Source organism: Streptomyces sp. DvalAA-14 (genome assembly GCF_900091855.1).
GTDB lineage: Bacteria > Actinomycetota > Actinomycetes > Streptomycetales > Streptomycetaceae > Actinacidiphila.
The window spans coordinates 39,438-62,330 of the sequence record NZ_FMCH01000543.1 but is presented as its reverse complement, the minus strand read 5'-3'; the positions used below and the strand labels follow the sequence as shown (position 1 = coordinate 62,330).

At 69.7% G+C, this 22,893-nt stretch carries 24 protein-coding genes and 3 pseudogenes; 12 read left to right on the top strand and 15 right to left on the bottom strand.

Going from position 1 to position 22,893, the window contains the following annotated elements:
• From GA0115240_RS38835 to GA0115240_RS29485, 5 genes are all read right to left on the bottom strand, one after another.
• A partial coding sequence (locus tag GA0115240_RS38835) for a WD40 repeat domain-containing protein (protein ID WP_256070071.1) occupies positions 1-87 on the bottom strand: 87 nt, incomplete at its 3' end.
• Positions 84-461: a WD40 repeat domain-containing protein gene (locus GA0115240_RS29500; RefSeq protein WP_256070070.1), complete on the bottom strand. Its 378-nt coding sequence runs from the start codon at positions 459-461 to the stop codon at positions 84-86. The genes GA0115240_RS38835 and GA0115240_RS29500, both read right to left, overlap by 4 nt.
• Positions 353-2,413 (bottom strand): nSTAND1 domain-containing NTPase, encoded by a 2,061-nt coding sequence (locus tag GA0115240_RS29495; RefSeq protein WP_093741350.1) that lies wholly within the window; start codon positions 2,411-2,413, stop codon positions 353-355. Before GA0115240_RS29495 ends, GA0115240_RS29500 begins: the two co-directional genes overlap by 109 nt.
• Before the next feature lie 305 nt (positions 2,414-2,718).
• Entirely contained in the window at positions 2,719-3,012 is a 294-nt protein-coding gene (locus tag GA0115240_RS39450) for a hypothetical protein (protein ID WP_370673383.1), read from the bottom strand.
• A gap of 553 nt (positions 3,013-3,565) precedes the next feature.
• Complete coding sequence (locus GA0115240_RS29485; RefSeq protein WP_093741348.1) at positions 3,566-3,901, bottom strand: MerR family transcriptional regulator; 336 nt, start codon at positions 3,899-3,901, stop codon at positions 3,566-3,568.
• Between the two features lie 817 nt (positions 3,902-4,718).
• Here GA0115240_RS29485 and GA0115240_RS29480 point away from each other — a divergent pair.
• The 7 genes from GA0115240_RS29480 to GA0115240_RS29450 all read left to right on the top strand — a co-directional run bounded on the left by GA0115240_RS29480 (position 4,719) and on the right by GA0115240_RS29450 (position 10,980).
• Positions 4,719-5,009 carry a hypothetical protein gene (locus tag GA0115240_RS29480; protein ID WP_093741346.1) on the top strand — a complete coding sequence of 97 codons (291 nt, stop codon included), beginning with the start codon at positions 4,719-4,721 and terminating at the stop codon, positions 5,007-5,009.
• Between the two features lie 169 nt (positions 5,010-5,178).
• The gene (locus tag GA0115240_RS29475; protein WP_093741344.1) at positions 5,179-5,781 is read left to right on the top strand and encodes a TetR/AcrR family transcriptional regulator; all 603 of its coding nucleotides are present in this window, start codon (positions 5,179-5,181) and stop codon (positions 5,779-5,781) included.
• Between the two features lie 316 nt (positions 5,782-6,097).
• A complete protein-coding gene (locus tag GA0115240_RS29470) occupies positions 6,098-6,847 on the top strand; it encodes an SDR family NAD(P)-dependent oxidoreductase (protein ID WP_093741342.1) in 750 nt (249 codons plus the stop codon).
• Between the two features lie 207 nt (positions 6,848-7,054).
• Positions 7,055-7,912 (top strand): TIGR03620 family F420-dependent LLM class oxidoreductase, encoded by an 858-nt coding sequence (locus GA0115240_RS29465; protein ID WP_093741340.1) that lies wholly within the window; start codon positions 7,055-7,057, stop codon positions 7,910-7,912.
• Positions 7,913-7,998: 86 nt separating this feature from the next.
• A complete protein-coding gene (locus tag GA0115240_RS29460) occupies positions 7,999-9,018 on the top strand; it encodes an SDR family NAD(P)-dependent oxidoreductase (protein WP_093741338.1) in 1,020 nt (339 codons plus the stop codon).
• Between the two features lie 210 nt (positions 9,019-9,228).
• Entirely contained in the window at positions 9,229-10,011 is a 783-nt protein-coding gene (locus GA0115240_RS29455) for an MIP/aquaporin family protein (RefSeq protein WP_256070069.1), read from the top strand.
• 57 nt (positions 10,012-10,068) lie between these two features.
• Positions 10,069-10,980: an NAD-dependent epimerase/dehydratase family protein gene (locus GA0115240_RS29450; protein WP_237555309.1), complete on the top strand. Its 912-nt coding sequence runs from the start codon at positions 10,069-10,071 to the stop codon at positions 10,978-10,980.
• Positions 10,981-11,214: 234 nt separating this feature from the next.
• On the opposite strand, the gene GA0115240_RS29445 is transcribed toward GA0115240_RS29450, so the two are convergent.
• On the bottom strand, positions 11,215-13,224 hold the full coding sequence (locus GA0115240_RS29445) for a SpoIIE family protein phosphatase (protein ID WP_141709003.1): 2,010 nt from the start codon (positions 13,222-13,224) through the stop codon (positions 11,215-11,217).
• 246 nt (positions 13,225-13,470) lie between these two features.
• Between GA0115240_RS29445 and GA0115240_RS38830 the strand changes: the two genes are divergently transcribed.
• Positions 13,471-13,596 carry a hypothetical protein gene (locus GA0115240_RS38830; RefSeq protein ID WP_256070068.1) on the top strand — a complete coding sequence of 42 codons (126 nt, stop codon included), beginning with the start codon at positions 13,471-13,473 and terminating at the stop codon, positions 13,594-13,596.
• Between the two features lie 335 nt (positions 13,597-13,931).
• Positions 13,932-14,015: pseudogene (locus tag GA0115240_RS35880) on the top strand (IS5/IS1182 family transposase); the annotation flags it as partial.
• Positions 14,016-14,106: 91 nt separating this feature from the next.
• Here the strand turns inward: GA0115240_RS35880 and GA0115240_RS37385 are convergent.
• The 3 genes from GA0115240_RS37385 to GA0115240_RS29430 form a co-directional block, all read right to left on the bottom strand.
• A complete protein-coding gene (locus GA0115240_RS37385; protein WP_161302558.1) occupies positions 14,107-14,460 on the bottom strand; it encodes a COG4315 family predicted lipoprotein in 354 nt (117 codons plus the stop codon).
• A gap of 609 nt (positions 14,461-15,069) precedes the next feature.
• On the bottom strand, positions 15,070-16,713 hold the full coding sequence (locus GA0115240_RS29435; RefSeq protein ID WP_093741329.1) for a molybdopterin-dependent oxidoreductase: 1,644 nt from the start codon (positions 16,711-16,713) through the stop codon (positions 15,070-15,072).
• Between the two features lie 87 nt (positions 16,714-16,800).
• Complete coding sequence (locus tag GA0115240_RS29430; RefSeq protein WP_093741358.1) at positions 16,801-17,154, bottom strand: hypothetical protein; 354 nt, start codon at positions 17,152-17,154, stop codon at positions 16,801-16,803.
• Positions 17,155-17,434: 280 nt separating this feature from the next.
• Between GA0115240_RS29430 and GA0115240_RS38825 the strand changes: the two are divergent.
• Positions 17,435-17,611, top strand: a pseudogene (locus GA0115240_RS38825) (IS1380 family transposase); the annotation flags it as partial.
• Positions 17,612-17,627: 16 nt separating this feature from the next.
• Here the strand turns inward: GA0115240_RS38825 and GA0115240_RS29425 are convergent.
• Together GA0115240_RS29425 and GA0115240_RS39445 are read right to left on the bottom strand one after the other, a co-directional pair.
• Complete coding sequence (locus GA0115240_RS29425; protein WP_093741328.1) at positions 17,628-18,191, bottom strand: dihydrofolate reductase family protein; 564 nt, start codon at positions 18,189-18,191, stop codon at positions 17,628-17,630.
• 459 nt (positions 18,192-18,650) lie between these two features.
• Positions 18,651-18,758: pseudogene (locus tag GA0115240_RS39445) on the bottom strand (dienelactone hydrolase family protein); the annotation flags it as partial.
• A 14-nt stretch (positions 18,759-18,772) separates the two neighbouring features.
• Between GA0115240_RS39445 and GA0115240_RS38820 the strand changes: the two are divergent.
• Complete coding sequence (locus GA0115240_RS38820) at positions 18,773-19,246, top strand: integrase (RefSeq protein WP_256070067.1); 474 nt, start codon at positions 18,773-18,775, stop codon at positions 19,244-19,246.
• Here the strand turns inward: GA0115240_RS38820 and GA0115240_RS29415 are convergent.
• Positions 19,221-19,661, bottom strand: a complete 441-nt coding sequence (locus GA0115240_RS29415; protein WP_093741327.1) for a hypothetical protein — start codon at positions 19,659-19,661, stop codon at positions 19,221-19,223. The two genes, GA0115240_RS38820 and GA0115240_RS29415, sit on opposite strands and share 26 nt — an antisense overlap.
• A 247-nt stretch (positions 19,662-19,908) precedes the next feature.
• Here GA0115240_RS29415 and GA0115240_RS37375 point away from each other — a divergent pair, with 247 nt between their 5' ends.
• A complete protein-coding gene (locus GA0115240_RS37375; protein ID WP_161302554.1) occupies positions 19,909-20,064 on the top strand; it encodes a hypothetical protein in 156 nt (51 codons plus the stop codon).
• A 28-nt stretch (positions 20,065-20,092) separates the two neighbouring features.
• Here the strand turns inward: GA0115240_RS37375 and GA0115240_RS29410 are convergent, their stop codons facing one another.
• The 3 genes from GA0115240_RS29410 to GA0115240_RS29400 all read right to left on the bottom strand — a co-directional run bounded on the left by GA0115240_RS29410 (position 20,093) and on the right by GA0115240_RS29400 (position 22,445).
• Positions 20,093-20,581 (bottom strand): YbaK/EbsC family protein, encoded by a 489-nt coding sequence (locus tag GA0115240_RS29410; protein ID WP_093741325.1) that lies wholly within the window; start codon positions 20,579-20,581, stop codon positions 20,093-20,095.
• Complete coding sequence (locus GA0115240_RS29405; RefSeq protein WP_161302552.1) at positions 20,578-21,207, bottom strand: XRE family transcriptional regulator; 630 nt, start codon at positions 21,205-21,207, stop codon at positions 20,578-20,580. The genes GA0115240_RS29410 and GA0115240_RS29405 overlap by 4 nt, the downstream gene beginning before the upstream one ends.
• Positions 21,208-21,578: 371 nt before the next feature.
• A complete protein-coding gene (locus GA0115240_RS29400) occupies positions 21,579-22,445 on the bottom strand; it encodes a phosphotransferase (RefSeq protein ID WP_176725207.1) in 867 nt (288 codons plus the stop codon).
• Positions 22,446-22,893: the final 448 nt, after the last annotated feature.

Here is a 22,893-nt window from a genome sequence, read left to right as displayed (position 1 = left end):
GGGGCCGGCGGCCCACAGGCTCACGGTGCCGTCCATGCCGCCGGTGGCCAGGGTCCGTCCGTCCGGACTGTAGGCGATGGCCGTCACCCCGTAGCCGTGCCCGGTGAGGGTGGTGCGCGGGTGGCCGGTGGCGGGTCCCACAGCTGCACCGTGTCACCGCCGGTGGCCAGGGTACGGCCGTCGGGACTGAAAGCCACCACCGAGATCAAGTGGTCGCCGGCGCCGGGCAGGACGGCGCGCCCCCGACCGTTGTCGGTGCCCCACAGGCGGACGACCCTGTCATAGATTCTGATCGCCGTGGCCGCACCAGGCGCGAGCAGGACGGGATCCACCGGATCGTCGGACTTCCCGGTCAGGGTGGTGCGGGTGCGGCCGGTGGCGGTGTCCCACATGTGAATGCCGCCGTCCTCGCCGCCGATGGCCACGGTCCGCCCGTCCGGGAGGAAGGCGACGTCGGCCACCCCGCCGCCGCAGCGGACGAGCCCCGCCCGCGGCCGGTGGCGGTGTCCCACAGGCGCACGGTCCGGTCAGTGCCGCCGGTTGCCATCGTTCTGCCGTCCGGGCTGAAGGCCACGACGGCCACCGCGCCGGTGTGGCCGGCCAGCCTCTGCCGCAGCGGGTAGTTGGCCGCCGTGTTGAGGCTGGCGAGGGCCTGCTCGGTGTGACTGGTGCGGTAGGCGCGGACCGCGAGCAGGGCGGCCAGGTCGTGATCATCGGCGCGTAATTGGGCGGACTGGGCTGCCAGCTGACGCGACTCGGCCACGCGCCGGGCACTGATGGCGTGCTGCCGTTGCAGGAAGGCCAGCGAACCGGCGGCGACGGCGACGGCAAGCAGCAGCGACAGGGCCACCGTGAACTGCCGCAGGCGGCGGGTGGTACGGGCGGCGGTGCGGGTTTCGCGGTCGCGCAGCGCCAGGGAGGCGTCGAGGAAGGACGTCTCCAGGACGGTGAGTGCCGCGCGGGCTTCGGTGTCCTGGAAGGTGTCGGCCGCTGTGGCCAGGCGGGTGCCGCGGTACAGGGCGCCCGGATCCCGGCCCAGTTCGTGCCAGGTGGTGGCGGCGTCGGTGAGGCGGCGGTGGGCTCGCAGGCGTTCGCGGTCCTCGTCGATCCAGGACCGCAGCCTGGGCCACGAGGAGATGAGGGCTTCGTGGGCCAGGCGCACGGTGTCGCCGTCGAGGGTGACCAGCCGTGCGCGGGCCAGCCGTTCGAGTACCGCGGTCGCGTCGGCGGACTCCCCCGTACCGGTCCGCGGCCCGAGTTCGGCGCGCTCGGCGGGACGGCCGGTGTCCGGGGTGCCCTCGCCCGGAGCGATCAGGCGCAACAGCAAGCGCTTGGCGCTGCTGGCACGTTCGGGGGTGAGCTGGGTGTAGAACCGCTCGGCGGTACGGGCGATGGCGCCGTGCACGCCGCCCGCCGCCAGATAGGCGGCCATGGTCAGGGCACGGCCTTTGCGGCGCCGCCACGTCTCCAGCAGCGCGTGGGACATCAGGGGCAACGCGCCGGGTGCGTCGGCGATCTCGGAAATGATCCGGGCGGTCAGCTCACGCTCGACGATCAGCCCGGCCGTTGCGGCCGGCTTGACGATGGTCTCCCGCAACTCGGCCGGGCTCATGGGGCCGATGAGGACAATGGACTCCCGTAGCGCTGCGGACAGTTGGTGGTGCTCGGCGCAGCGGCTGAAGAAGTCGGCCCGCACTGCGATCACGATCCGCAGCCGGCTGTCACGCGGCACCGCGGCCACCAGGAGGTCGAGGAAGGCCGCACGCTCGGCCGGATCCGCACACAGGGTGAACAGCTCCTCGAGCTGGTCGACCACGACCACAGTGTCACCGCGATCCTGACGGGGTGTCAGCACCGTGCGGTGGGCGGACATCGGGTGCTGACCCGGGGTGAGGATCCGGATGGCCGCCAGCCGCCGTTCCGGTGCGTGCTGGGCCCGCAGCGCGGGGATGAGTCCGGCGCGCAGCAGGGAGGACTTTCCACTGCCCGACGCGCCCACCAGGGCCACCAGGCGGTGGGCGTAGACCCGGTCGCGCAGCTCGGCGACGAGCTGGTCCCGGCCGAAGAACACCTCCCGGTCATCCGGCTCGAACCGGGCCAGCCCCCGGTAGGGCGCGTCCTCGTCTCCGCTCTCGCACGGCTCGGCGGCCACCTCACCCGCCACGGCGTGCCAGCGCCGCTCCCAGTGCCCGGCATCGCCGCCGCACGCCTCCACGTACGCCAGCACCACGGCGAGCGAGGCGAACTGCTCCCCGGCGGCCGCCCGGGACAGCGTCACCGCCGCGAACCTCGTCCGCTGTGCCATCGCCCGGTACGTCATGCCTCCGGCTTCTTGCCGCAGCCTGCGCAAGTCGTAGGCGAATCGCTGCAACGGCCCGTCGGCCGGGTCCAGCGGGATCTCATGACGCCCCATTCCGCATTACCCCTCCACCATGAAACCTCGTCAGCGGGCGGCAACACCGTATGTACCGCCGTCAGTCGGCGGCAACGCCGCTACGCGCGGAATTGACCGGCCGCCACCTCCCTGACCAGTGCTTAGGGGAATTGATGCGCGCGGTGATTCAGGGCTGCGCATCAACACCCGGAGCCGCGAATCTTGAGGTGCGGTCGGCGCCGGTGCCCGACGGGGGGATGAGCGCCGGGGCCGGCCGCGCGGCCGACAGGGCCGGTTTCCCGTTCGGCGCGCGGACAGGTGGCGCGAGCCCGCGGCGCAGTGCGTCACCCCTGCCGTTGGCCCGTGGCCGTCAGTACGCGGCGTTGCCCTGCCGACTCCCGGGTGATCAGCGCCCGGACCTTTTCCTGGACGTCGTGACATTTGGCGGCGACGCCATCAGTTCCGTCGGCTGCCAGCCAGGCCAGTCGGACCCGCTGGTAGCGGGCGAGTTCCTCGAGCGGGAGAGGGTCGTCATCGGCGATCTCCGGCATGCCGATGCCGTGAAAGCACTGCCCGGCGGCCCTTTCGATGTCCGGGAGGAGAGGAAGTTCTTCGATACCGGCCGCTCGGATGCGCATCGGGCCAGTGTCCCTGGGCTGGCGGGTGGCGACCACTCAAATACCGTGCTACCCCTGCGGGTTCGTCGTTGCCCCAGGCCGGACGGTGGGTCCCGGGCCGGACGGTGGCCGCGGGGTTTGCGCATCGGCATCGCGGCCGCTGCGGTCCGCTCGCGTTGACCGGGGGGAAGGGAGCGGGTCCCAGTGGGACGGGCACGGGCGGTGCGGGTGGGCTTGGAGAAGGCGGCCCGCAGGAGGTCCCCGCCCGGACACGTCCCGTGCCCGACGGGCTCGGCATCGACCACGCGACATTTGTCCGGGTCCTGCAGGCCGGGGCCCCTCGCGCGCCATGGACAACGCGTTCTACGCCCCCGGATTCGCTGTCCGACTCGCCCTCAAGGACCTCGACCGGGCCTTGACGGCCGCCCTCCGGCCCCCTGCTCCAAGCCGTCTGCGGAACCGGCAGGGAGCCGCACCGGCGAGAGCGGCGTATGCCGGGATCGGACGCTCAGGAGGCCCGCCCTCGGCTTCCGGTACGTCGGCAGTCCTGCCCGGGAACCTGCGCGGACCGCGGCTAGGTGTCAGCCGTGGGCCGGGATTCGGCGGCGCGGCGGTATTCGGCGTTGATGCGCTGGGCTTCTTCGAGCTGGTCCTCGAGGATGACGATGCGGCACGCGGCCTCGATAGGGGTTCCGTTGTCGACGAGTTCCCGGGCGCGGGCGGCGACGCGCAGCTGATAGCGGGAGTAACGGCGGTGGCCGCCCTCGGAGCGCAGTGGGGTGATCAGGCGGGCTTCGCCGACGGCGCGCAGGAAGCCCTGGGTGGTGCCGAGCATCTCGGCGGCCCGGCCCATGGTGTAGGCGGGGTAGTCGTCGTCGTCGAGCCGGCCGAACGAGCCTTCTGCTGTCATCGCACCTCTCTGTGGAACACGCTGGAGGGGCCCTGGTGCTCTTGCGGCACCAGGGCCCCGAAGGAACTGCAACACCATCTGCCGGCCCTGATACTGCGCCGGCCTACTGGGTCCGCACCGCCACCGGGGGGGTGGGCAGCGGGTGCGGGGATCGCGGTTGCTTGACCGGAGACCACCTCACTATCGATGTCCTGCGGTACCCGGGCTCAAAACCTCGGCCCGGGCGATCCCGATGGCGCTCTACTCCTCCGTTCGTCCCTCTGGACCAATCACTTGCCACAACCGGTACTACGAATTGCCGGTGGCCTGGAAAAGCGCCACGCTTCGGCAGCCAGCCCCGTCGCCCGTCCTGCGCCTGCTCCGGCTTGGAACCCCACTGCCGAACCTCCCGGTGCGCGCGTCCGCAGCCGACGCCTTCACCGAGGTACTGCTCACCGATTTCACTGCTGGGCACTGCGGATTGCACTTACGGGTACCGTCACCGCGGTCCCGCTCACGGCGGCCCCTGATCACTGCTGGCCACCCGGTCCGGTCGTCAGTCCCGTCGCCGTCCTGCAACTGCCCTGGCTTCGAAACTCCACCACCGCACCGCCTTGCGCACTGCGACTGCGTGTCCTGCTGCCCGGCAGTTCATTTCTGCCAGGCCCTGCTGTCTCTCTGGGCTACGAGAGAAACCATAACCACACCACCGCCCAATGTCTACTCCAGCGATCACAGATTTTGCGGTGCCCGAAGCAGAGGTAACCTGCCCCGAACACCGGCGGGGCCACCCTTTCCCCGAGGACCCAGCCCCTCCTCCCCATGCAGCCCCGGGTTCATGCAGCACTCGGCAGTGCAGGCCGGCCGCTGCCAGCACAACCGGTGGGGTCTCCTCCGGCCCACCGGGATCGAGTTCCTGGCGCTGGACAGCGGACCCGGGATGGCGGACGTGGCCGCTTCGGCGCGTGAACGAGGCTCGACCACCGGCACTTTGGTCATCGGCGCGGACATGGTCGCCCGGCGCCGCATCCGGGACCGCTCCTGGCCGCCCGGGTCACTCGCGGTCGATCGGATGGCAACGGCGCTTGCGATGCTCAGCGCAGCCATTCCGCACCGCTACGACGACTGAGCAGCCCTGTCACGCCCCGTGCCCGGCCAGTCGACGGCGGAAACCAGGTCAGCTCGACGCCGGATCAGAACGCCGGGGCCAGGTCTCCACCATTCATGTGATGGTCGCGTTGCCGAAGGAAGGAGTAACTTAGCAGTAGCTAAATTTCCACTCCGGAACGGAGGCGATCATGGCCGGGGGACGACCGCGCAGCTTCGACAGTGAGACTGCCCTCGATCGGGCGCTGGAGCTGTTCTGGCGCCAGGGCTACGAGGGCACCGGGATCTCCGACCTCACCAAAGCGATGGGCATCAACAACGCGCCCAGTCTCTACAACGCCTTCGGGAACAAGGAGCAGCTGTTCCGCAGGGCGCTGGACCGGTACGCCGACGGCCCGGCCCGCTACATCCGCGAGGCGTTCGCGGAGCCGACGGCGCGGGCGACTGTGGAAGCCCTCCTGCACGGCGCTGCCGACGCCACGACGCATCCCGCTCATCCGCGCGGCTGTATCACCGTGACGGGCGCCCTGGCCTGCGCACCGGGCGCGGAAGCCGCGCGCGACGAGCTGACCGGGCGCCGGGCGGCCGGCGAGGTGGCACTGCGGGAACGGCTGCGGCAGGCCCGCTCCAGCGGCGAGCTGCCGGCCGGCAGTGATCCCGAGGGCCTGGCGCGCTACTTCTCCACCATCTACCAGGGCATCGCCGTCCAGGCGGCCGGTGGCGCGACCCGGGAGCAGCTCCACCAGATCGTGGACACCGCGATGGCCGCCTGGCCGCAGCCGACCGCCTCCTGACGGCACCCCCCGCCCCTGCGGGGGCGGGGGGCCGATTGGTTCGCGCTGCCGGCGCACGGCGGCAGGCCGGAAGCGGCGTGGTTGCGCCCGCCCGGGTATCCAGGGCCGCCACCCCGCACTCCCCGACGCCTCCCACGCGGCCACCCTCGCGGGTGCACGCCGGGCACGTTTCCCACTCGTTTGACAGGCATCCTTCGGCGAGCTATTTTTTAGTAGTCACTAAATAAATGGCCGCTGACCCGGCTCCGCGGATCGCGGGCGAGCTCACGGGCTCTTCCGCGTCGCGCGTACACCACCTACATGAGGAGAGCCCACCATGGGACAGCTCGAGGGCAAGACAGCCGTCATCACCGGCGGCACCACCGGGATCGGCCTGGCCACCGCGGAGCGCTTCGTGGCGGAGGGCGCGCACGTCTTCGTCACCGGCCGCCGCAAGGACGCCCTCGACGCGGCCGTGGCCAAGATCGGCCGCAACGCGACCGGCGTGCAGGGCGACGTGTCCGATCTGGCGGACCTGGACCGGCTCTACGCCGAGGTCGCCCGGCAGAACCGCCGCATCGACGTGCTCTACGCCAATGCGGGCGGCGGCGAGTTCGCCACGCTGGAGCAGGTCACCGAGAAGCACTTCGACCAGACCTTCGGTATCAACACCAAGGGCATGCTCTTCACCGTCCAGAAGGCGCTGCCGCTGCTGAACGAGGGCGCCTCGGTCATCCTGCAGTCCTCCAACGCCGGCTCGCTGGGCAACGCGTCCTTCGGCGTCTACGGAGCCTCCAAGGCCGCGGTCCGGTCCTTCGCCCGCACCTGGGCCGCCGAGCTCAAGGACCGCTCGATCCGGGTCAACGCCATCAGCCCCGGCACGATCGACACCCCCGGCATCGACGGCCTCGCCCCCGACCAGGAGGGCGCCGACCAGCTCAAGTCCTACATGGCCAGCACGATCCCGATGGGCCGCGTCGGACGCCCCGAAGAGGTGGCCAGCGCCGTTTTGTTCCTCGCCTCCGACCAGAGCACCTTCATCACCGGCATCGAGCTCTTCGTCGACGGCGGCCGCAACCAGATCTAGGCACCACCCCCACCCTCCCCGCCGGGCCGGGAACACCCCTGCGCGCCGAACGGCACCGCGGCTGCCTCATCTCCCGGCCCGGCGGGCGGTCCCGCGACCACAGGTAGAGCCCACAGCGAGGCGACCGGGCGCTGGGGCGTCCCGCCGGTGCGCTGCCGCCCGCCGGGCGGCCGAGCCGCGCACCTTCACAGACAAGGCTTTCACGACATGCAATTGGGTCTCACAGGGATCTGGAGTATCGAACTGCGGATGGCCGATCCGAACGAGATCGCCGACGCCGCCGCCGAACTCGACGAACTGGGTTATGGCGCCTTGTGGATACCGGGCCTGGGGGGCGGCGACATCCTCGGCGACTCCGAGCGCCTGCTGCGCGCCACACGCCGGCTGAAGGTCGCCGTCGGCGTCGCCAGCATCTGGCGGCACCAACCCGCCGAGATGGCGGCCGGGCACGCCCGGCTCCAGGCCGCCTACGGCCGCCGGCACCTGCTCGGCTTCGGTGTCAGCGACCCGGCAGCCGCCCAGAGCGCGGGACAGCCCTATCGGCCGCTGGCCGACATGAACGCCTACCTCGACCAACTCGACAAGGCCCCGGACCCGGTTCCCACGGCCGAGCGGGTCATGGCCGCCCTCGGCCCCAAGATGATCGAACTGGCAGGACGACGTACCGCCGGCATCCACCCGTTCATGGTCACCCCCGAGTACTCGGCCGCCGCACGCAAGCAGCTGGGCCAGCGGGCCCTCATCGCGCCCTACCAGGCCGTCGTCCTCGAAGCCGATCCGGGCAAGGCCCGCGCCGCCGCACGCGGATTCCTCGGTGTCTTCCTCGGCATGGACCACTACGCCCGCAACCTGCTCCGCCAGGGATTCACCGAGGACGACCTCGCCGGCGGTGGCAGCGACCGCCTCATCGACAGCATCGTGGCCTGGGGAGACGTCGAGGCCATCGGCACGCGGGTCCGCGCGCACCACCAGGCCGGCGCCGACCACGTCTGCCTGCACGTCGTCGGCTCGGACTCCGCCATGCCCCGGGGCGAATGGCGAGAACTGGCAGCGCTGACCTCCTGATCGCCCGACCCCACCTGCGGTCGAGGTCCATTCGAGGCATGCAGCTTGTCCAGCTGCCCCACTCAACGAGCAAGGAAAACGCCGGTATGACACGAGTCACCACTCCCTTCACAGCGCGCGCCACGGCAGCGGAGGTCCTGGCCGGGGTCGATCTGACCGGACGCCGCATCATCGTCACGGGAGGAGCGTCAGGGCTCGGGGCCGAGACGGTCCGTGCCCTCGCCGGGGCCGGTGCCCGCGTCACGATCGCCACCCGCGACCCCTCCACGGCCGAGGCGATCATGGAGGAATTCCCACAGACCGAAGCGGTCGCACTCGACCTGGCCGACCTGGAGTCGGTCCGCGCCTTCTGCCAGGCATGGGACGGGCCCGCCGACGCCGTCATCGCCAACGCCGGCGTCATGATGCTCCCCGAACGCCGAATCAACGCCCTGGGCTGGGAGATGCAGCTCGCCACCAACTACCTCGGCCACTTCGCCCTCGTGACGGGCCTGCACGAGGCCCTGCGGTCCGCGGAACGGGGACGGGTGGTGGTCGTCAGCTCCGGCGCCCAGCTCCTCGCGGACTTCGACTTCGACGATCCGCAGTTCGAGCGGCGAGCCTACGACCCCGTGACCGCCTACGCACAGTCGAAAACCGCCGACGTACTGCTCGCCGTCGGCATCAGCCGCCGCTGGGCCGCCGACGGCATCACCGCCAACGCCTGCGCCCCCGGGTTGGCCCACACCAACCTCTCCCGGTACCTGGACGCGGCGACCCTGCAGATGCTCGGCGCCCAGGACACGCACGGCAACCGGCTCACCCCGCCCCACTTCAAAACACCCGAACAGGCCGCTGCCACCACGACACTGCTCGCCGCCTCACCCCTCCTCGAAGGCGTGACCGGGCGCTACTTCGAAGAAAACCAGGAAGCCAAGGTCATCCAGGGGGACCCCGGCATCCTGGCCGGCGGCCCCGACGCGACAACCGGCTTCGTGGCCGAGTGGTCCCTCGACCCCGCCGCCGCGGACCGCCTGTGGGAGCACGCACTCACCGCCATCTCCGGAACCGAGCCGTCGCCCTCCGGGCACCACATCACGGCCGCACCCTGCTGGAACGGCATCTGAACAGGCATCAACGCCACACCCACCGAAAATCGGCATCCGGCCGCTGAGGCCGCCGAACAGAAACCCGCACCGAACGACGGCTCCGGTGCGGGGTCCGCCCCACGGTGATCGCGCCACCGTCCGCTTCATCGGCGAGATCCACGGCGGCGCCCCGTGTCGGTGCGAGAGTCAGAGGGCGCGCTTCCGAACCGCCGACGCCGGGAGATGATGGTGAGGCCCCCTCCTTCGCTGCCGCGCTCGCTGCCACTGGCCCGCGCGGTCGACGAGTTCGTGCTCACCACGGTCCTGCTCTTCGTCACCGTGACGATCGTGCGGTGGCTGCGTGATCCCGGCTCGCCGCTGTACATCGCCGACCTGCATGTCGCGCTCGGGGTCATCGGTGTGCTCGGCGGTGCCGTCCTCACCGGGCTGATCTTCACCCCGCCGGGCAGGCAGAGCGGGGGGCACGTGAACCCCGCCGTGACCGTCGCCCTGTGGCTGGTGGACGCCTTCCCCGGTCGCAGTGTGCTTCCCTACGCGGCCGCCCAACTGGCCGGGTCGGCGACGGGGACGGCGCTGGCCCGCCTGGCGTGGGGTCCCGCGGTCGCCCGCCGGTCGGTCTCGCACGGCGCGATCCGGCCCTCGCCCACCTGGCAGGCGTCGTCGGTCTTCCTCGCCGAGGCGGGTGCCATGGCGGCGGTGATCCTTGTGGTCGGCTGGTTCCTGGCGCACAGCCGGTTCATCCGCCTGCTGCCGTACGTGCTCGGGCTGTGCATCGCGCTGGTGATCGCTCTGCTCGGCCCCCTCAGCGGGGGCTCGATCAACCCCGCCCGCCAGTTCGGTCCGGCCGCGCTGTCCGGGCAGACCGATGATCTGTGGATCTATCTGATCGCGCCGGTCTTCGGTGCGGTGATCGGCGCGGCGATCTACCACCTGTTCATCTGGCGGTTCGACGCGTGCCGGCCGCTGACGTACAAGCTGATCGGCGACGAGAGCGAGGTGGAGGCTGCCTGAAGCCGGATGCGGGGAAGGGCAGCGGTGCCACTTATGCTAACTTTGCCCGGATTCGTCATGAGACGGATCTCCGGACCGGCAGAGGGCTGGGCTTCGATGCATGTCTTCGTCGCGGGCGCTACGGGTGCGGTCGGCCGGCTGCTCGTTCCCCTGCTGCTGGAGGCGGGCCACCGGGTCACCGGGATCTCCCGCTCGGCCGCGGGTGCCGAGCGGGTACGCCGCCAGGGCGCCTCAGGGGTTCAGGCCGATGTCCTGGACCGGGACGCCCTGCACCGCGTGATGGCGGCGGCCGCCCCGGACACGGTGATGCACCAGCTGACCGACCTGTCGGCCGCGGACAGCGCGGCGACCGACCGGCTGCGCCGGGAGGGAACCCGCAATCTGGTGGACGCGGCCAGGTCCGCCGACGTGTCCAGCATCGTCGCCCAGTCGGTCTCCTGGGCGTACGCGCCGGGGGACGACCCGGCCGACGAGACCGCGCCCCTCGACCTCGGCGCGGGGTACCCGCGGCGGGAGATGGTGGACGGAGTCCGGGCGCTGGAGGACACGGCCGCGGAGCTGGAGACGGCGGTGCTGCTGCGGTACGGCATCCTGTACGGCCCCGGCACCTGGTACGTCCCCGGGGGCCCGGTGGCCGCGGCCCTGGCCGGCGATCCGGACGCCCGTTTTCTCGGGAGCGTCGAGGCGGATCTGTCGGTGACCTCGTTCGTGCACATCCGCGATGCCGCACGGGCCGCGGTCGCCGCCCTCGGCTGGCCGTCCGGGCCGGTCAACATCGTGGACGACGAGCCCGCGCCGGCTCGCGCGTGGCTGCCGGTCTTCGCCGCCGTCCTCGACCTGCCCGCACCGGAACCCGCGTCAGGACAGCAGCCCTGGGCGCGAGGAGCGTCCAACAGCCTGGCCCGCTCGCGAGGATGGGAGCCCGAGCATCCGACGTGGCGGTCGGGCTTCGCCGCGCAGCAGGCCTGATCTGCCCGCATCTCGCTGTTCCCGCTGGTCAGCGAGCCGCCGCGGAGACACCGTCCGTCGAGTGGGATTAGGTGAGGGTCCGTTTCCATGACGGATTCCCGGGCCACTTCCTCCGAGAGGCAGTCCGCACGGGGCGTCTCGCGCCCGGCACCCGGCTGCCGTCGTCCCCCTTCGCCGGAAGGCGCCCGGGACAGCGCTGCGATCACCAGCACGAGGGCTGCCGTGCAGGCAGGCTCACGGCCTGCCTCGTGGCGTGGGTGTCAGGGTTCGGGCGAGCAGGAGGGCCATGTCGTCCTCGGCCTGCCCGGGCGCGGGCACGTTGTCGATGATCGCGGTGGCGAGGTCCTCCAGCGCCCCGGCAGGGGCGGTGAGGGCGGCGCGCAATCGGTCGAGTCCGTGGTCCATGTCGTCCGCGCGGGTCTCGACCAGGCCGTCGGTGTAGAGCGCGATCAGGCTTCCCTCCGGCAACCGCGTTTCGATCGAGCGGAAGTCTCCCAGTCCGACGCCGACGGGCGCGCCAACGGGCACGTCGGCGAATGCGACGTCTCCGTCGGGGGTGACGATGGCCGGCGGAGGATGCCCGGCGCTGGCCATCGTGCATCGCCTGGTGGCAGGGTCGTACACCACATAGACACAGGTGGCCCCGACAATGGGCGTGGTGAACTCGTCCTCGGGGCGGTCCCTGGCCAACCCCACGACGACTTCGTCCAGGCGCCTGAGCACCTGGTCCGGGGGCAGCTCCAGGTTGGTGAGCGTGTTGACCACCATGCGGACCCGCCCCATGGTCGCAGCCGCGTTGATCCCGTGGCCGGCGACATCGCCGACCACCAGGGCGACCCTGTCGTGCCGCATCGGAATCGCATCGAACCAGTCGCCTCCCACTCCGTCCCGGGTATCGGCGGGCAGGTAGCGGGAGGCCACCTCGACGGCCTGGCCGCTCTGCAGCTGGTGCGGCAGCAGGTCACGCTGCAGTGCGAGCGCCGCGGTACGTTCCCGGCTGTAGCGGCGCGCGTTGTCCAAGCTCAGCGAAGCCCGGGCCGCCAGCCCCTCAGCGAGGCGGAGATCGTCCCTGCTGAAGGGGGCCGGATTCTCGCCGCGTACGAATGAGGCGATGCCGAGCAGCACCCCGCGCGCCCGGAGGGGAACGATCATCAGCGAATGCAGTCCGAACTGCCTGACGACCCTGGCCCGGTCGGGGTCGTTGTCGCGCCAGGTCCCGGGCGAGGTGTCGATGACCGGTTCGAAGTGGGATTGCCCGGAGTCTCTGACGCCGGTGTAGGGGGACGTCGGGGGGACGAAGACCGGCATCCCCCGCTGCCACAGGGCCTCGGGAACCCCGGGGTGGACCGAGGCCATCCCCCCGCGGTAGAAGGCGGGAACGCTGACGTTGGAGGCGTCCAGGCGTCCCAGAGGCTCCTCGTCGGGAATGACGGTGTCAGCAAGTTCGACGGTGACGAAGTCCGCGAGCGCCGGCACCGCGGTGTCCGCCAGTTCCTGCGCGGTGCGCATGACGTCGAGGGTGCTGCCGATGCGGGTTCCGGCCTCGGCAAGGAGCTCCAGCCTCCGCCGTGAGCCGCTCTCGCCCGTGTCCACGGCCATCAGGCACACTCCCCGTGCCCTGCCGTCCGATTCGTCCAGCGGGAACAGCGACAGCGAGAGAGGGGGCTTCCCGGTCTCTCCTGCTACCGCCGGCGGAATCCACTCCTGGTCCAGGGACGGCGCACCGCTTTCGAAAACGCGGCGCATCTCTGCCTCAAGCGCTTCCGCACCCCCGCCCGGCAGCAGCTCAGTGATCCGTCGTCCCGGCTGCGGACCCCCCGGAATGAAGTCCATCTCGTTGATCGCCTGATTGGACCAGATACAGCGCAAATCCCGGTCCAGTACCAGCGCACCCATCGGCGCGTGGTCGAAGAGTGCTTTCGGCACGACGGCGTCCGGACTCGAAAGGGCGGGAGGCTCGATGGGACCTGCCTCCCACACGAACCAGTCGCCTGCGGCTTCCCCCACCGAAAAAGGGCTCACCCGGAGCTCCATCGTCCGTCCCCGGCCGTCAGGCTGCCGGAGTTCAACGGTCCCGGACCACGTCCGCGACTGCTCCATGGCAGAGGCACAACCGGAGTCGCCGCCGGCCATCAGCAAATGGTCGACAGGACGGTTCATCGCCTCCTCGGCGGAGTAGCCCCACAGACGCTCGGCCGCCTCGGTCCATCCGACGACAGTGCGGGAAGCGCTGACCAGGGCCACCAATTCCAGAGGAGTGCTCACTTTTCGTACTTCCGTGATTTCACAGGGTCACCCCATGTCATATCCTGGCTAAATCCGCTATTTCATCCTCTTGTCAAGGGTTCCACAACGTCCGGCACACTGCAGGCCCCGATCCCTCGGCACACCGAAGGCCCCGTTCATGATCTCGGAGCCCGCCCAAAGGCGGGGCGCGAGGTACACAGAGCACGGCAAGATCATCTGGACCGAACAAGCCATCATGCACGAGTGAGCAGCACAGCTGGGCCGCCCTGGCACTGTTCCCTCACCCTGGTGGTCGCGCTCGGCGGCGACAGTCTCACCCAGCAACGGCAGGACGCCGGCCGTATCCCGGCCTCCAAGGCGTGCGTATGACACGGGGTGGGCGCACGATCGGCCGGGCCGGACTCGGCTTCCACCATCATTCCCCGGCGATCTGCCAGCGACTGCACGGCAGTTACGGGAACGTGGACGCGGCACTCGCTGTCCCAGCGGTTTCTGCGACCGCCCGACGAGGAATCACGGATCTCTTCCCGTGCACTATTCTTCTCGCCCCTGCACAATAGAATCCACTCTCGTGACAGGTCGGAAACCAGCCATGGCCATCCCACAGCTCTGTCGCTGGAATGGCCACGGTCAGGTAGGCGGCGAGATGCCGGATGTCGGGAGCCGTCCAGCCATCTTCTCAACACGGCAGGTGTGATTCGGTAGTCATCGCCAAGCTGTACCGGCTGGTCCTGGACGAACTCGGCGCGCGCGGGGAACTGGACTGGAGCCGGTGTCGTGTTCAGACGAAGGCCGCCCTGCTATACGGCACATACCAAACCAACATGCGAAGCGCCACGCGAGTCATGCTCCAAGCGCCGTAGCACCATGCGGCGGTTGTTACGGCTTGGTCCCGTTCATGATGTTGGCGATCGGTCCGATGAGGAACCATGAACCGTCGACGCCCTGGCCCTTGATCTGGTTGGGAGCGGTGTCGCCCGTGAAGTAGTACAGCGGGTGGCCGCCGTAGGTGACCTGCTTTTTGCCGTCCGTCCGGGTGATGGTGCCCAGATTTTTCGGCACGGTGTACTGGCCGGTCACAGTCACCGCTTTGGTCGTCGTGAGCGGGGGCCACTTCGTGGCGCACGCGTCGTAGCAGTTGGACGCGTTTGCCTTGTCCTTGGTGTACGAGTACAGCGTGCGTCCAGCAGAGTCCGTGAGCCAGATGCCGGCACTTCCTTTCGCGGTCTTCAAGACCAGCTTCGAATCCGAGTCGGCCGAGTTCGGCGCCGCTGAAGCCGTCGTCGAACCTGAGTCGGCCGAACTCGCCGCACTCGTCTTGGGGGCAGCAGCCGATGAGTCATCGGATGAGCTGCCGCATGCTGCCGCGAACGTCGCCAAGGCAGCGAGTGACAGGGCGAAGCCAACCGTTCGCACTGAAGTCCTACGGGACATGAAACCGTCCTTACCTATTTGCGATAAAACTGATTCACCGAACCGCATATGTCGCATTCGATACAGCGGTCAATCTAATGTGTCTCAAAGCGTAAGTCAAGACCGAACGTTCTATCTTGCAGATCGAGACGCGCCAACGGGGCCAAGAACAGCGCCCTGTGATGCCGCTTGGTCGACGCCTGCAACGAACGCCCACATCGGGCTCGCGAGCCTGCTCCGGCGAACAAGGCGATACCGAGGCGATACCGAGTCGTCGCCTAGGCCGGCCTACCGGTCATGGACGGGTCTCGACCAACCCTCAAGCGCAGGTGAGACGTTGAGGCGGGACGGAGACCACCGCGGGCAGCAGACGGGCCGAGCGGACGCGGCTGGACGCCCGGTCGTGTCGCACACCGCCCTCGCCGCCGGTCAGGAAACCTTGACGGTGATGGTGTGGTAACCCGTGGAGCCGTTCGGCACCACATCCTGGACGGCCGAGGTCTGCACCGTGCCGGTGCCGTCGGTCGCGCGCACCTTGACCTTATGCGAACCCTTGGGAGCATTCGCCCACCGATACGACCATTGCCGCCAGGTGTCCGGGGTGTCCGACGTCGCCAACATCGCCTCCCGCCAGGCCCCGTTGTCGATCTGCACTTCTACCGCCGCGAGGCCCCGGTGGGTAGCCCAGGCCGTGCCGGCGAGCACCACGGTCCCGGCCGATACCGTCGCCCCGGTAGCCGGCACGTCGATCCTGGACGCCGTCTTGACCGGGGCCTGCGGCGAATAACCACGCGGCGTCCAGTATGCGTCGGAGGAGGCGAACGTGGTGACGTCCAGATCCGTCAACCACTTGGTGGCCGACACGTATCCGTACAGGCCGGGGATCAGCATCCGGCACGGGAACCCGTGCTCGATCGGCAGTGCCTCACCGTTCATCGCGATCGCCAGCATTGCCTGCCGGCCGTCGAGCACCGCTTCGACCGGTGAGCCGATCGTCATGCCGTCGGTCGAGGTGGACAAGAGCATGTCCGCCCCGCGGCGGACGCCGGCGCGGCGCAACAGCGGTGCCAATGGCGTGCCGAGCCACCGCGCGTTGCCGACGTACGGTCCGCCCACCGGGTTCGACACGCAGGTCAAGGTCATGTCGTGTTCCTCGAACCTGTAGGAGAGCAACTCCTCGAAGGTGATCTCGAACGGGCGGTCCACCATGCCGTGGATCTTCAGCTTCCAGGAGCCCGGGTCCACCCGAGGGACAGCAAGCGCCGTGTCCACCCGGTAGAACTGAGAGGTCGGAGTGAAAAACGACCCGAGCCCCTTCACGTCCGGGTGCACAGAGGCGGGCGGTTGGGGCAGCACGGTCGCCGGGACCGGCAGCACCACCTTCGCGCGCGCCGCCGAAACGTCGTAGCGCTTTTTGATCCACGCGTCGCCGCCAAATCCGGCGACGAGCGCGCCCGCAGCCGTACCCAACGTGCCGAGCACGAAGCGGCGCCTCCCGCTCGACTCGGCAGAAGGGGCCGATTCCTTCAGTGACATGGTCGTCAGCCAGCGCATCACCGACGCCGCCACGAGTCCGGCGAGCAGCGAGGGAAGCAGCCAACTGGTATTCGCGGCCGGTCGCGTGACCGCGGCGATTCCACCGACCACGCCGAACACCGCGGTCAGGACGCTCGCAATGGTCAGCCGAGCGCGGGCCAGCACACCGAGGCCGGCCGCCCCCAACGCCACCGTCACATAGACCCCGGTCTGCAGCGCCAGCTTGTCATTGCTGCCGAAGTTGCGGATCGCGAACTGCTCAAGCCACGTGGGCGTGACGCTGATCGCCCAGGTCCCGGCCGCCACCGCAGGCGAAGACTCTGCTCCGGTAGCCACCGCAACCAGTTCGCCCGCCGCCAGCCCAGCGCCGGCAGCCACCAGGCCGACCAGCGCCCCACGCGCGATCCACCCACCGAGAGCGGCCAAGCGCCTCTTGCCTGTCGGGGAACCGGACTCTTGCTGTGCGTCCTCTCCTTCCGGATCCGCCGCCGAACTGTCCACGGCCTTGCCCTGCATGCCGCCGGGCTGCTCGCTCATCTGTCCTCCGTCGAGGTGGTAACCCGGCCCGGGAGGACCAGGACGGCGAATGCGGAGACGATGTCGTCACACAACGCGGTGTCCATGTCAGTCCGCTCGGGGGGCGCGGCCGAGACGCTGCGCCGAGACGAGGAAAAATGTTCCGCCGAGAATGGCGTAGCCGCCCACCGTTGCCAGCTTCGGGTTCGAGGCGGACGCCCCCACGATGAGCTGGCCGGCTCCGGAAACGATCGCCCAGGCGCCCCACACACGCAGGGAGGCCGGAACTCCCGATGCGCCGGCGACGGCCGGGTCGGCCCCGAGGTGGGACTTGTTGGCGAACAGCAGTGCGGCCCAAACGGCGGCGAAGCCGGACCGTGCGAAGTACAGCTGTCGCAAAGCCGGGGCGAGTGTGCCGACAGCCGCAGGCGAGCGAGCAGAGGGCAAGTCAACGGTGGTCAAGATGATCCTCTCGAGCGGCACCGAAGAGCGAAAGTGCGACGCCGCGGGCAACGCCCCGGTCCCCTCCTCCGCAGGGAGGCAAGGACAGAGCCGCTGGGCTTGTGCTAGGACTGAACGTTCTCTCTCGACGTAGCATTACGCCTCCAGGCACACCTGTCAAGAAAGAACGTTCTCCCTAAGTGTTGTCAGACAGGTGGCAGAGCTTCTGTCGCACCCCGTCGCCGCGAACCACGACAACAACGCGACCTTCTTCGAGCTGCTGGGCGACGCGGAGCCGCTCCTCCTTGTCCGCAAGGAATGGCCTCACTCCGGAGCCCAGTTGCGCTTCACCGACCTCGACGGCGATCACCTGACCTGCTTGGCGACCAACACCAAAAGCGGGCAGCTCGCCGACCTCCAACTCCGCAACCGCCGCCGGGCCCGCGGCGAGGACCGCATCCGAAACGCCCGCTCCTCCTGGCCGTGGGCCGCTTTCAGCGCCTCGTCTCGTACCTGGTCAGGAGCACGCCGGCGGGAAACGTCCGTGTTTCCACCAGGTTCACGTTCGCCCAGCTTTCCAGCGCGGCGAAGAACGGTGTGCCGTCACCCACCAGGACCGGATGGGTGACGATCGCGTACTCGTCGATCAGGCCGGCCCGCATCGCCGCCCCGGCGAGCGCTGCGCCACCGACCCGCATCGGCCCACCGTCCTCGGCCTTGAGCCGAGTGATCTCCGCGACCGCGTCGCCGGCGACCAGGCGAGCGTTCCAGTCGACCTTGTCGACCGTCGAGGAGAACACCACCTTTGGCGTGTCCCGCCAGTTCCGCGCGAACTCGATCTGCGCTGGGGTGGCGCCCGGTTGCTGGTCGCCGGTCGGCCAGTAGGCGCTCATGCTCTCCCACAGCCTGCGCCCGTACAGCAACAGGCTGATCGCGCTCTCCTGGTCGAGCCACCACTGGAACAGCTCGTCGCTCGGCCTACTCCAGCTGAGGTCGTCGCCGGGCGCGGCGACATAGCCGTCCAGGGACACGTTCATGCCGTAGAGCAGTCTCCGCATAGCGCCAGCCTTCCGTCACCAGGTCTCGGAAGTCTAGACGGGCCTTGACCCTGGATCCCCGAGCTGCGGGCGTAGTTGCTCGGAAACTGCTGGAGTTGCTCGTCGGCCACTTCGACCGCAAGGTTCATCCGGTCGTGGACCGGCACTCGGCCCACCGTTCGAAGGCCGTCCGGGCCTGGCTCGCCGAACTCCTTCGTCGACTACCCGAGCAGTGCCGGCTGAGGCCGCAGCTCTCGCGAGTCCGCCGAGGGCCTCGGCGGCTCTTGTCGGGCACGGTCCCGGGCAGGCCGGTCTCGACCCACGGCATGCCCCAGGAACCGGGCCGCCGACACGGCGTCCCGGTTCGCACCGCGCGCGACGCGGCGCCGGCCGCCCATGCCAGACGCGACTGGGCCGGGTCCGAGTGCCTCGCAGCTCGGACCGAGGACCAACACGAAGGCAGCGCTGCGCACGTAGGCCACCGAGCGGACGACATGCTGCGGCTGGGTGCCGACCGCTGCCAGCGTGCCCGATCATCGTCAGACCGTCGGCCGGGTACTCGACCGTACGCGTCGTAATCGTCGTCATGAGTCCGCACGGTAGTGATCGTCGAACCCGGCCGGGCCGGTGTTCACCGCTGGCAGAACAGTGCGGGTGTGGCCCTGCATGCGGCGACGGCTCACGTCACCGCCCTGGCCAGGAATCTGGTCATCGTGCCCGTTTCCCTGCTGCGCAGCCGCGTGGCCAAGGACGCGGAGGTGTTGGCGCTCCGGCACGAGAAACCAGTGTTGCGCCGTCAGATCGCGCGGGTCCACTACGGGCCGGCCGACCGGATCCGGCTGACCACGTTCTCGCGATTGGTCCCTCGCGGGCGATGGCGCCAGGTCTTCGCCGTCACGCCAACCACACTGCTGCGCTGGCACCGGGAACTCTGCGGGCCCGAGCTCGAACAGTCCCACAGCGGGGCTTCCGCAGCGTCAGGACGCGCCGCCGCTGACGGACCGCCGACGATTGCCCGCACACCACCCAGGTGGCCGGGGCGGCACGTGGTCAGCGGCGGCTGGTGGCCAGGATGACGAGGAACTGGCCGGCGCCCGCCTCGATGTCGGCGGTCACCGGCAGGCCCGGTACCAGCCGTGAGAACCGGTCCAGCAGCCAATCCGCCGCCTCCTGGGCGTCACGCCTGGTCGGACAACGGCCCACAATCTCGCGGCCCCCCTTGCGCTCCAGCCTCCCGGCAACGGTGATCAGCGGCGCGGGTTCGACCACGTACAGGCGGTCCGGCCAGGCGATCACTACCTTGACCGCGCCTTTGCGGGTGTTGCACCCGCGGTGCGCGAGCCGCTCGGCGACCCTGGCCTTCCGGTCGGCGGTCCGACTGTCGACGCTGGGCCCCCGCAGGTCGTTCACCGACTTGTCGGGGTCGACCGGTTCGTCGCACACCCAGCACCGCCAGCCGTCGCGCTCGGCAACATCATCAAGAAGACTCACCCGAGCAAAGTAGCCTGCCCAGCTGCCACCCGGGCGCACCAGGACCTCGGCAAAGTCGGAGAGGGCGTTGTCTCGGGTTGTTGATCACCCTCGCCGGGTCAGCTGATCTGCTCATCCCGGCTTCTTCCGGAGACAGCAGGACGGCCGCTGCGAGGGATCCGGCTCCCGCAGGTTCCCGTTGACGCGGCACTGGACGTGCGACATCGTCTCCGTGGTCGAGGGACGGGGTCGAAGCGGGACCGAGGCCATGATCGAGATGCTCCGCATCCGAGGGGCCTTCGGCGGTGACGCGGACCACGACACCCATGCCCGCGAGCTGGACGCCTTCGCGGCCAAGGACGGCCGGGCGGCGGCCGAGCTCAGCCGCGCCCGTCTGCTCGCGATGAAGGAACGGCTGGGCTGAACACTCCCACGTGGGGTGCGGCGGACGGTCAGTCCAGAGCGACCCGGCAGACCGTACCACCGGTCAGCGTGACGAGGTCGTCGAAGGTCATGGGCACCACGGTGTGCGGCGTCCCCGCCGCCGTCCAGACGGTCTCGTGCTGCCGCAGCGCCTCGTCGATCACCGTACGCAGGCGCGTCGGGTGTCCGACTGGCGCGACCCCGCCGATCGCCTGCCCCGTACTGGCCCGCACCTGCTGGGCCGTGGCCATCGACACCTCGTCCGCGCCGACGGCCTGCTTGAGCACGCCGGTGTCCACCCGGTGCCGGCCGCTGGTCATGACCAACAGCGGTTCCCCGTCGACGAGGAACAGGAGACTGCTGGCGATGGCACCGACCCCGCACCCGAGCGCTGCGGCCGCCTCAGCCGCGGTGCGGGCGGAGCCGGGGAGCTCGCGCACCACCGCCGTAAGTCCCGCATCGACGAGTTGCTGCTGCACGATCCGGCTGCGGGTGGGCAGTTGCCGGTCCACGGTCATCCTGAGTGTTCCCTTCCATCGTCGCTCGGCGGAGGTGGTGGGTAGTGCATGAGCAGGAGCACGTCGGTGGTGGCGCCGAGAGCGGAGAACCGGTGCGGCACGTCGCCGCGGTAGCGCAGGCTCTCCCCCTCGCCCAGTTCTCGTTCGTCACCGACGCAGCCGACGCGGACCCGGCCTCGCACGACCGTCACGGTCTCGCGCACACCCGCTGCGTGCGCGGCCGATTCCTGGCGCCGTTCGCTGAGCGTGGCGCGGTAGACCTCGACCAGGTACTCCTCCGTCGGCCACCGGGTCAGCAGCGTCGCCGCGACCGAATCCCCCTGCACCGCCGACGTCGTGTCAAGAGCGCCGTCCGGCATGAGGGCACCGAGCGGGGCTTCCAGTGCGGTGGTCAGCGCGAACAGCGTGTCCAGCCGTGCGCCGCGCCGGTCGTTCTCCAGCTCCGAAATCGTGCCCTTACCGACACCGCTGCGCCGGGACAACTCTGAGAGGGAACAACCCCTCGCCCTGCGCAGCCCCTTCAGCTTGGCCCCCAGCGATTCGTCCGCCGACATCCCACCACCGTCCCGCCGTTCTGTTAACAGAACGATATCAGCCTCTTCTTCCTGCCCGACCCTGGTGGTCATGCGCTGAGTGTGCTGTGGATTGCCGGCCTGCGAGATGATCGTGGTGCGGCCGGTTTCTGTCTGCCTCCGGTCGCGAGGGTGGGGCCGGGATCTCGATGGTTCCGCAGCCGTGGCCCGAGCAGGCGGCGGAGGTCGCCAAGGCGGTACGCGCCAGGTTTCACGGATGGGAGGCGCCGCTGCCGGTGGCGGTACGTGACGGGCCCTGTTGACCCGTGACGCTCGCGGGGCCCGCGGGGCACCCCCCTGCAATCCTGGCCGGGCTCTCCAACGGTCCGGCCAAGATTCGCGGCACCGGCAACGAATTGTCAGGGTTGGTGGCACTGGCGAATCTGGCGAAGCCCGGACATCACGGTATGTACCCTCGGGGATTCCTACCGGCCGTCCAGTTGCCTGGTCACTGCGTCGAGTGTCGGCCAGGGGGGACCCTCGCGCAGCAGGCGAAGGAGTTCTTCCCCGAATTGCCTCCCGTTCGGAAACTGGTCGCCACGGTCCCAACGCCACGCCGCGACCATCGCGAGGACGAGTTGCCGGCACTCGTCCAGCAGTCCTTGGTCAAGGCTCGGGTAATGCCCGCAAACCGTCTCTGGAACATGAGCGAGATCGAACTCGACCGGTCCACGGCAGCACGTCTCGAGGTCGATGAACAACGGGCCGCTCTTCGTGCTGAGCACATTGCCCGGATGCGGCTCGCCGTGGAGCAGCTGCTCCACGGCGCCGCGGTTCTCGATCGCCCGGCGCAGGCTTTCCAGTCTGCTGCTGAGGAACACGCGGTCTGCGTCGGCGAGCTCCGGCGAGAGATCCGGGTTGGCAACGACTTCTTCCGCCTGCGCGATCCGATCAGTGAACCGGGGGCTCGGCACATCGACCTCCTGCATGCCGGCGTGCAGCCGCTCCAGCGCCTCGGCGTAGTCGACTGCTGAGACGTGAGGTGTCGCGGGCTCGTAGTAGGTCCACAACGTCACTGCGAAGCCATCGCGCATGTACACGAGCGGGTCCACCCGAGGCTCCAAGGCGCCCACAGGGCATCCGGCCTCCGCGAGCCGTTGAGCGAGGTCGACTTCGAACCGTGCAGCCCCATGCCCCCCTGGGGCGACCCGGGCAAGGACGTCGCACGGTGTCAGCCGCAGCGCGAGCCTGTTCGAGTTGTGGAGAACGACCGCGTCGTCGGCTGGCAGGTCAAGTGACGCGGCGACCCAAGTCGCAGCCGCGATCGCGCGCGTGAGGTCGGATATCTCCACCGGCGAATCTTGGCATGGATGACCGAGGGGTGCCGACCAGCGTGGGCAGGTGCCAACTCCCGTGTCCCGGCAGACGAGGTTCTGTCCGGTCGATCTTGGACTGTGCAAGGATGCTTTCCATGACTTGCATCCGAAGGGGCAGTGCCGCGTAGAACACCAGCATCACTTCGGTCGCGGGAACGCGGTTGGGGAAGACCCTGGGTGCGGTATCGCGATGTTCCGGGTCTCTCGGGAGCGGCGAACGCCGCCGTCCGTGTGCTCGAACGGGAGCGATCGTCTCCGGGCATCGTGTCAGTGGCGCTGAGCGTGTGGTCCGTGCGCGTCCACGGCACCAAGCGCCGGTGGAGGCAGTGGGAGGCGGAGTTCACCTGCCCGTGCTGCGGCGAGGGCTGGGCCCGGGACAAGCTGCAAGACGTTCTGTTCATGCTTCCGCCGAGCGCCGCTGCCG

What these genes read in the sequence shown, in the direction of transcription:
- GA0115240_RS29495 (WP_093741350.1), bottom strand. Translation starts at nt 2,413, where the DNA reads ATGGGGCGTCATGAGATCCCGCTGGACCCGGCCGACGGGCCGTTGCAG.
- GA0115240_RS39450 (WP_370673383.1), bottom strand. Translation starts at nt 3,012, where the DNA reads ATGCGCATCCGAGCGGCCGGTATCGAAGAACTTCCTCTCCTCCCGGAC.
- GA0115240_RS29485 (WP_093741348.1), bottom strand. Translation starts at nt 3,901, where the DNA reads ATGACAGCAGAAGGCTCGTTCGGCCGGCTCGACGACGACGACTACCCC.
- GA0115240_RS29480 (WP_093741346.1), top strand. Translation starts at nt 4,719, where the DNA reads ATGCAGCACTCGGCAGTGCAGGCCGGCCGCTGCCAGCACAACCGGTGG.
- GA0115240_RS29475 (WP_093741344.1), top strand. Translation starts at nt 5,179, where the DNA reads ATGGCCGGGGGACGACCGCGCAGCTTCGACAGTGAGACTGCCCTCGAT.
- GA0115240_RS29470 (WP_093741342.1), top strand. Translation starts at nt 6,098, where the DNA reads ATGGGACAGCTCGAGGGCAAGACAGCCGTCATCACCGGCGGCACCACC.
- GA0115240_RS29465 (WP_093741340.1), top strand. Translation starts at nt 7,055, where the DNA reads ATGCAATTGGGTCTCACAGGGATCTGGAGTATCGAACTGCGGATGGCC.
- GA0115240_RS29460 (WP_093741338.1), top strand. Translation starts at nt 7,999, where the DNA reads ATGACACGAGTCACCACTCCCTTCACAGCGCGCGCCACGGCAGCGGAG.
- GA0115240_RS29450 (WP_237555309.1), top strand. Translation starts at nt 10,069, where the DNA reads ATGAGACGGATCTCCGGACCGGCAGAGGGCTGGGCTTCGATGCATGTC.
- GA0115240_RS29435 (WP_093741329.1), bottom strand. Translation starts at nt 16,713, where the DNA reads ATGAGCGAGCAGCCCGGCGGCATGCAGGGCAAGGCCGTGGACAGTTCG.
- GA0115240_RS29425 (WP_093741328.1), bottom strand. Translation starts at nt 18,191, where the DNA reads ATGCGGAGACTGCTCTACGGCATGAACGTGTCCCTGGACGGCTATGTC.
- GA0115240_RS37375 (WP_161302554.1), top strand. Translation starts at nt 19,909, where the DNA reads ATGATCGAGATGCTCCGCATCCGAGGGGCCTTCGGCGGTGACGCGGAC.
- GA0115240_RS29410 (WP_093741325.1), bottom strand. Translation starts at nt 20,581, where the DNA reads ATGACCGTGGACCGGCAACTGCCCACCCGCAGCCGGATCGTGCAGCAG.
- GA0115240_RS29405 (WP_161302552.1), bottom strand. Translation starts at nt 21,207, where the DNA reads ATGACCACCAGGGTCGGGCAGGAAGAAGAGGCTGATATCGTTCTGTTA.